8 protein-coding genes and 1 pseudogene are annotated in these 7,450 nt (G+C 54.8%); 4 read left to right on the top strand and 5 right to left on the bottom strand.

The features are described from left to right. Positions 1-747: pseudogene (locus tag QN359_RS18990) on the top strand (hypothetical protein); the annotation flags it as partial. A 500-nt stretch (positions 748-1,247) separates the two neighbouring features. After that, positions 1,248-2,366, top strand: a complete 1,119-nt coding sequence (proB, locus tag QN359_RS18985) for a glutamate 5-kinase (RefSeq protein ID WP_322250773.1) — start codon at positions 1,248-1,250, stop codon at positions 2,364-2,366. 16 nt (positions 2,367-2,382) lie between these two features. Here proB and QN359_RS18980 read toward each other — a convergent pair whose 3' ends face one another. Together QN359_RS18980 and QN359_RS18975 are read right to left on the bottom strand one after the other, a co-directional pair. Further along, positions 2,383-2,910, bottom strand: coding sequence for a CNP1-like family protein (locus tag QN359_RS18980; protein WP_322250774.1), 528 nt, complete (start codon positions 2,908-2,910; stop codon positions 2,383-2,385). Next, positions 2,910-3,485 (bottom strand): RNA pyrophosphohydrolase, encoded by a 576-nt coding sequence (locus QN359_RS18975; RefSeq protein ID WP_322250775.1) that lies wholly within the window; start codon positions 3,483-3,485, stop codon positions 2,910-2,912. Before QN359_RS18975 ends, QN359_RS18980 begins: the two co-directional genes overlap by 1 nt. A 213-nt stretch (positions 3,486-3,698) precedes the next feature. Here QN359_RS18975 and QN359_RS18970 point away from each other — a divergent pair, with 213 nt between their 5' ends. Beyond that, entirely contained in the window at positions 3,699-5,435 is a 1,737-nt protein-coding gene (locus tag QN359_RS18970) for a proline--tRNA ligase (protein WP_322250776.1), read from the top strand. Beyond that, on the top strand, positions 5,422-6,024 hold the full coding sequence (locus tag QN359_RS18965; RefSeq protein ID WP_322250777.1) for a lytic transglycosylase domain-containing protein: 603 nt from the start codon (positions 5,422-5,424) through the stop codon (positions 6,022-6,024). The genes QN359_RS18970 and QN359_RS18965 overlap by 14 nt, the downstream gene beginning before the upstream one ends. 152 nt (positions 6,025-6,176) lie before the next feature. On the opposite strand, the gene QN359_RS18960 is transcribed toward QN359_RS18965, so the two are convergent. From QN359_RS18960 to QN359_RS18950, 3 genes are all read right to left on the bottom strand, one after another. Further along, on the bottom strand, positions 6,177-6,719 hold the full coding sequence (locus tag QN359_RS18960) for an XRE family transcriptional regulator (RefSeq protein ID WP_322250778.1): 543 nt from the start codon (positions 6,717-6,719) through the stop codon (positions 6,177-6,179). Between the two features lie 10 nt (positions 6,720-6,729). Beyond that, positions 6,730-7,149: a type II toxin-antitoxin system RelE/ParE family toxin gene (locus QN359_RS18955; protein ID WP_322250779.1), complete on the bottom strand. Its 420-nt coding sequence runs from the start codon at positions 7,147-7,149 to the stop codon at positions 6,730-6,732. Positions 7,150-7,173: 24 nt separating this feature from the next. Next, the coding region (locus QN359_RS18950; protein ID WP_323493383.1) for a hypothetical protein at positions 7,174-7,450 on the bottom strand (277 nt) is incomplete at its 5' end.

The raw sequence follows: 7,450 nt of genomic DNA, 5'->3' as shown, positions 1-7,450 counted from the left end.
ACTGGCTTGCCGGGAACGACGGTAAGCTATCCGCATATTTTCAAAGCGCAGACCAGCGGTAAGCTGAGTTTCTTGGTCACCAGCGACGGGATTCCGTCGGAGAGCAGCCTGTGGCCGCTGCAAGTGTATGCCGACCCGACTTGCAGCGGTCAGGTGCAGCCATCGGCGAGCGTATTGTTTCCTGCTGGGACGCCGCTCAGTACCAAGGCTGGTGACAATATCTGTATCGTGGTGAAAAAATTCATCGCCGCTTCAGCACTCAATGGTCATCAACATACTGCTGAGGTGTTGGCGCGCTTCTTGTATGACAATACCAGCGCGAGCATGGTGGCGACCTATCAGGTACGCGATATCACGACGGTGTCGAGCAGCGCGCTGGAATTGAAAAAAGAAGTGCGCAATGTGACTGCTAACGGTGCTTTCGGCGTGAGTAATCAAGCCAAGTCCGGTGATGTGCTCGAATACCGCATCAGTTACACGAATCAGGGCAGTTCGCCGATCAAGAGCTTGAGTATCGCCGACAGCACGCCCAGTTACACCAGCTTTGTCAGTGCGTTGGCGGGTACCACGCCTGCCAGCCTGAGTAACTGCCGCAAGCAAACGCCAGCCAATCCGGCACCGGCGGCCTTGCTTGATTGTGCAGCTACGCAGACTGTTGGCGCCACGGGCAGCATCCGTTTTGAATATCAAGGTGAAGTCAAACCTGGTGACAGCGGTACGGTGCTGTTCCAGGTGACGGTCGATTAAGCCGGGGCGGGGGCGTCCCTTGGGCTGATACAGCAGTGGTATCCAATTGGGTGCCACTGCTTTTTTTTGCGGAAATTTAAGAATGTCGTAAAAGCTTGGAGGACACTTTTTTATACCTGAAACACCGCACACCGCGCCATTCCCGCATGCCGCAGCCTCGCCATTCCCGCATGCCACAGCCTCGTCATTCCCGCATGCTTTTGGCGGGAACCCAGTGTCGTTTTCAGCGCCGCAAATGCCATGATTTTGGCATTCGTAGTTAACCACGAACGCCGCTAGGTTCCTGCCAACAGCGCGCAGGAATGACGTGGCCACCAGTCGGGGTAATGATGCCGACTGAAAACCCTTTTGCGACAGCCTCTGAAGGCCGGGGTTTCAAACCCTAGTCAGATTTTTGATGAAATCCCAGAAAATCTAAATTTAATTCAGAATATTTACGCAACGCCAAGATAAAGTATAATTTTAAGCTCATTTCTTCTTCGTAAAGTGGGCGTCTTCTCATGCATTCTGTCATCCAGCAAGCCAAGCGACTGGTTATCAAAGTCGGTTCTTCTCTGGTCACCAATGATGGCCGCGGGCTTGATCAGGCGGCCATTGCCAAATGGGCGGCGCAAATCGCCACTTTGCGGGTGATGGGAAAAGAAGTGGTCTTGGTCAGTTCCGGTGCCATTGCTGAGGGCCGGCAGCGCTTGGGTTTTGAGCAGCGCCCGAGCGCGATTCATGAATTGCAAGCCTGTGCCGCCGTTGGTCAGATGGGGCTGGCACAGATTTACGAGAGCAGTTTTCGAGCCCATCAAATCGGTACCGCGCAAATTCTGCTGACACACGCCGACTTGGCCGACCGCGAACGCTATCTCAACGCACGCGCGACCTTGCGAACCTTGCTAGGTTTCGGCATCGTTCCTATCATTAATGAAAATGATACCGTGGTGACCGATGAAATCAAATTCGGTGATAACGATACGCTCGGGGCCTTGGTAGCCAATTTACTCGAAGCCGATGCCCTCATCATTCTGACCGATCAGCGCGGCTTATATACGGCCGATCCGCGCCGTCATGCCGATGCCGAATTCATCCACGAAGCGCGCGCCGGCGATGTCGCGCTTGAAGCGATGGCCGGTGGGGCCGGTACCAGCTTCGGCAGTGGTGGTATGTTGACCAAAATTTTAGCTGCCAAGCGCGCCGCCAGTTCCGGTGCGCACACCGTGATTGCCTGGGGCCGTGAAGATAATGCGCTGGTCCGATTGGCAAGTGGCGAAGCGATCGGCACCCAATTGCTATCACAAATGGCACCGCGGGCGGCGCGTAAACAATGGATGGCCGATCATTTGCAAACCACCGGCCAGTTGGTGCTTGATGACGGTGCCGTGCAAAAACTCAGCGAAGAAGGGAAATCACTGCTGCCGGTCGGGGTGGCGGAAGTGCGCGGCCAATTCAGCCGCGGCGCGGTAGTGACCTGTCTGGATAAAAACGAGCGCCCGGTAGCGCGTGGCTTGTCGAATTATTCCAGCACCGATGCGCGCCGCATCATGCGCAAGCCCTCGGGCGAGATCGCGGCGATTCTCGGTTTTGTCGAAGAGCCGGAGCTGATCCACCGCGATAATTTGGTTTTGCTGTAAGTACGCTAAGAATTACTTAGCGCCGCAAGCGTGCCGCTTCAAAGCGACGCAGCAGCAGCGGTACTTTGCCGGCGATGGTGTTCCCCTCGCAGAAGAAGTCGGTATATAGCACGTGCTGTGGCAAGTTGGTGCCGTTGGTCGAAATGCGATCCCATTCATTGCGCCGCGATGGCGACCAGCTGCCGTCGGGTCGACCGAAGGCGTAGAGCTTGCGGATATAGCTGTCGCAGCGGATCGCTTCATAGCTGATATTTTTCACGCCAGTGCCACTGGTGGCGACTAAGGTGTAACGGATGCTGTTATCGGCGGCGATGCTGATGGAGCTGCCATCGATGGCAAACAGTTGGCTGGCGCTGCGATAGAACTCGATCAGATTGTCTGGTTTCGGCGTGGCCGGCAACTGCAGCGGCGCTTCTTGCCATTCCTTGCTGGTTTCGTCTTCAGTGTCACTCGCTTGCGCCGGCAGCAGCGCGCCCAAACCGAGCAGTAAACCGGCACACAGCAGACCGGTCGCGCTGGCCGAGGGGAGGGAAAACAGTTTCATTATTTCTCTTCTTCCGGGTCAATGGTAGGGGGCAGGCTGACATCGCTTGCCGCTTGGTTGTTCGGGCGGATTACGCGCGTGCGCAGACCGGGGACGGTATCATTCCGGTGTATGTAGCGTGACAATTCCTGTAAGGCGAGTTGGTACACGCCGCGCTTGAATTCAATGACGACATCAAGTGGCACCCAGTACTCATGCCAGCGCCAAGCATCGAACTCGGGATGATTACTGGCACGCAGGTTGACGTCGCAATCGCGACCGGTCATACGCAATAAAAACCAAATTTGTTTTTGCCCGCGGTAATGCCCACGAATTTCACGTTTGATAAAATGATCGGGCACCTCATAACGGAGCCAATCACGGGTGCGGCCGATAATTTTGACATGCTCAGGCAACAGGCCGGTTTCTTCTTCCAACTCGCGAAACATAGCCTGTTCAGGAGACTCGCCGTATTTAATCCCGCCTTGTGGAAATTGCCACGAATGCTCGCGCACGCGCTTTCCCCACCAGACTTGATTGTTAGCGTTAAGCAAAATTATGCCTACGTTAGGGCGAAAGCCTTCACGATCTAGCATGTGCAACCTCACAAACTTTCTGTGGCTGAATGCTTTCTTCTTGCAATTGACCAGCCATACCTCAAAAAGGCGGCCCGATTTTCAGCGGGTAGCAGCCAGTCGGGCGAACAAAATGGGTTTTCTTGATCAAATATGCAAAGAGTGGGCGCATTCGCCAGCTAATCCTTTAAAATTGGGTTGATTATAACCTTCCATTTAAAAAGAATCACTGTCATGCGAGCTACCCGATTTTTTATTTCTACACTTAAAGAAGCCCCTGCCGATGCCGAAGTCGTCAGCCACCAACTGATGATGCGCGCTGGGATGATCAAGCGGCTCGGTTCCGGCATTTACAATTACATGCCGATGGGCTTGCGAGTGATACGAAAAGTAGAAAACATTGTGCGCGAAGAAATGAACCGCGCCGGTGCGATTGAGATGCTCATGCCGGTGGTGCAGCCGGCCGAATTATGGCAAGAAACCGGCCGCTGGGACAAAATGGGGCCGGAACTGATGCGCGTCAAAGATCGCCATGGCCGCGATTACATCATTCAGCCTACCTCAGAAGAAGCGATTACCGACGTCGTGCGTTCCGATATACGCTCGTATCGCCAACTGCCGGTGAACTTTTACCATATCCAAACCAAGTTCCGCGATGAACGTCGGCCGCGCTTCGGTCTCATGCGTGGACGCGAGTTCACCATGAAGGATGCGTATTCTTTCGATCGCGATGTGGCCGCCATGAAGCAGTCGTATCAATTAATGTTTGACGCCTATACCCGCATCTTCCAACGCTTCGGCTTGCAATTCCGGGCGGTGGCGGCCGATAACGGTGCCATCGGCGGTTCCGGTTCGCATGAATTTCACGTCATCGCTGAAACCGGCGAAGACGCTTTGGTGTATTGCCCTAGCTCCGATTACGCTGCCAATATGGAAGCGGCCGAAGCGATCGCCTTAGCTGCCGTGCGTCCGGCTGCGCAAGCGCAGTTGCAGCAAGTGGCGACGCCGGGTAAGGCGAAGTGCGAACAAGTCGCTGAGCTGCTGGCCATTCCGCTGGAAACTACGGTGAAATCGATCGTGTTGACGGTGGAGTCGGAAGACTTCGACGAAGCCAAGAAACAAGTGTGGCTGCTGCTGCTGCGCGGTGACCATGAACTCAATGAAGTCAAAGCCAATAAAATTCCCGGCTTGGCCAATTATCGTTTCTCTACCGAAGCCGAAATCATCGAATGGTTCGGTACGCCACCGGGCTACCTCGGTCCTATCCATACCGTCAAACCGGTGCAGGTAGTAGCCGACCGTACGGTGGCGAATATGGCTGATTTCGTGTGCGGTGCCAATCAAGCCGATTTCCATTTTACCGGTGTCAACTGGGGGCGTGATTTGCCGGAAGCATTGGTCGCTGATATTCGCAATGTCGTCGCCGGTGATCCTTCGCCCGATGGCTTGGGGGTGCTGGCGATACAGCGCGGTATCGAAGTCGGCCATGTGTTTCAACTCGGTACACGTTATTCACAAGACATGAAAGCCAGCTTCCTCGATGAAAACGGCAAGCCGCAATTGCTGCAAATGGGTTGTTACGGCATCGGTGTGACGCGTATTCTGGGTGCTGCGATCGAACAGAATTACGATGCCAAAGGCATTATTTGGCCGACTGCCATCGCCCCGTTCGAAGTGGTGCTGTGCCCCTTGGGCATGGATCGCAGCGAGGCGGTCAAGGAAGCTGCTGAAACCCTGTACACCGGTTTGTTGGCCGCCGGTGTCGATGTTATTCTCGATGACCGTGGTGAGCGTCCTGGTGCCATGTTCGCTGATTGGGAATTGATCGGTGTACCGCATCGTATCGTCATCGGTGAGCGCGGTCTCAAAGACGGTAATCTCGAGTACATCGGTCGGCGTGACGCTGCCGCGACCAACGTCGCCGTGGCCGACATGTTGACGTTTGTGCAGGCCAAGCTTGCGGCTGCTTAAGCAATTGCTGGCTGTCTGTGCGCTGCTGCTGGCCGGCAGTGCACAGGCGGGGAATCAGATCGAAGAAGCGATGGCCGATTCGGTGCGATTGGCGCTGGCCAAGGCCATTTCCGATCCGCGTCCGCCCCAGCCGGTATTCAAAGATTTTGACGAGCGGATTCGTTACCTCAACTGGCTCGCTGAAATGTCGACGCGCCTCAAGCGGCGCCTGCCGGACTACCAAACCCGCATCGAATTACTGAGCGTGATTTGGTATGAATCGCGCCGCGCCGGGCTCGATCCGGCCTTGGTGATGGGGCTCATGCAGGTCGAGTCGGCCTTTCGTAAATACGCTACTTCGGTAGTTGGTGCGCGTGGGTATATGCAGGTGATGCCGTTTTGGTCGCGCGTGATCGGCGACGGTGACGCCAAAAAGCTGTTCGACATGCAAACCAATCTGCGCTACGGCTGCGCTATTCTGCGCATGTATCTGAATATGGAAAAGGGTGACCTGTATTTGGCTTTGGGCCGGTATAACGGTAGCCGCGGGAAACCCGAATACCCGAATGCGGTGCTGGCGAATTGGAAGCATTGGGAATTCAAGCAGTAAGGTGACTTGCCGTATGCTGCCGGTTTGGTCTCTTCCAGTGCCGTAGTCTTTTCCTGCAGATTAAGATCGCCGGACCCGCTTTTCATGGGAAGGCAGGAAGGGCGGCCAACGCCAGCGATGAAGCTGCACGTGTTGGCCGCGCCCCTTTAACATCATTTTTTCTGCAAGCCACCAGCATGCTTGGGCGAGACGGTAGCTTGCTTCTTGGTTGCGCCTGATGCAGCCTTGGCGGAGACAACTACCCTCTTGGCAAGGGCGCCCTTGGCACTGACCTTGCGGACAGAAACTGCCTTTGCTGCGAGCTTCCGGGTAGGCGCTTTGGCAACAACGGCGAACGCTTCGGAATCATTGGCAGCCGAATTGGCCTCTTGCCACGGGAGAAAATTCGGAAGGTCGATACGGGTGCCGTTTCTATCTACCACCGACAGTTCGAGCGTCATCCCAAGCGATTTCAAGAATCGGCGCAGCGTGGAGACGTAGGTGTCAGAGCGCTTTTCGAGTTGCGAAACTGCGTTCTGTTTGATGCCCAGCTCTTTCGCCACCTCGGCCTGGGTTTTTCCCACAGCTTTGCGGAAGTCGGTAAGCGTGCCGGCGTGCGCGATCATCTCTTCAACTTTTGTCTGGGAAAGAGCTGCAATTTTCGCCTGGCGATCAGTTGTCAGGTTTTTGATGATGTCGTCTAGGTTTCTGCCCATGGCTATTCTTCTATTTCTTTCCTTTGGCGCTTTTGGCCTTCGTAGGCTTGACAGTCTTGGCAGCTTTTATGTCCGTCAGGTGCTGATCGAAACGTTTGTTGGCTTTTTTTAATAGGTCTTTGTAGAACTTGTCTTCATCGATGCCCTGCTTATCGGCTGCCACCAAGATGATCGCTTCACGATCAGGATCGAAGGCAAAGGCTGCCCGCCAAATTTCCGCGCCGTTGTTTGCCTTGAAACGAAGCTCTTTCATATTGGGGTGCCTGGGGTTGTCTAAGGTTCCAACGTGGGGCCGATCAGCGGCTGGCCCTAGCTCTCGCACGGCGGCAGCAGCGGCAAGCAATTCATCTTGAACATCTTGTGAGAAAGCATCGAATTCGGGATCAAATTCGTCGTGGAAAGACACTTTCCACTTCTTAGATTGAGTCAATTATCATCTCCGTATGATATCATGTCAAGCTGATTTTTTGATGCCATGCAGCTCATAGGCGACCTTGTCGTGCCGACACTTTGCCGGAAAATTCGCAAAGTGTGCTGTCATTCCCCCTTGCTCTCGCCTCGTCATTCTCGCGTAGGCGAGAATCCAGTGGCACCTTAGTGCCTTCAGGGTGGGCGCGTCGATCAAGGGCACTTTTTTCTGTGAAATTAACACGCCCTGCTGCGCCTGAGTAGCACAGATATAAAAGGCGCGTACGCGCCACTGGATTGCCGCCTGCGCGGCAATGACGAAT

It is taken from the genome of Undibacterium sp. 5I2 (assembly GCF_035019605.1).
Lineage (GTDB): Bacteria > Pseudomonadota > Gammaproteobacteria > Burkholderiales > Burkholderiaceae_D > Undibacterium.
The sequence above is the reverse complement of the archived record's forward strand: the minus strand, read 5'-3'. Positions and strand labels throughout refer to the sequence as shown.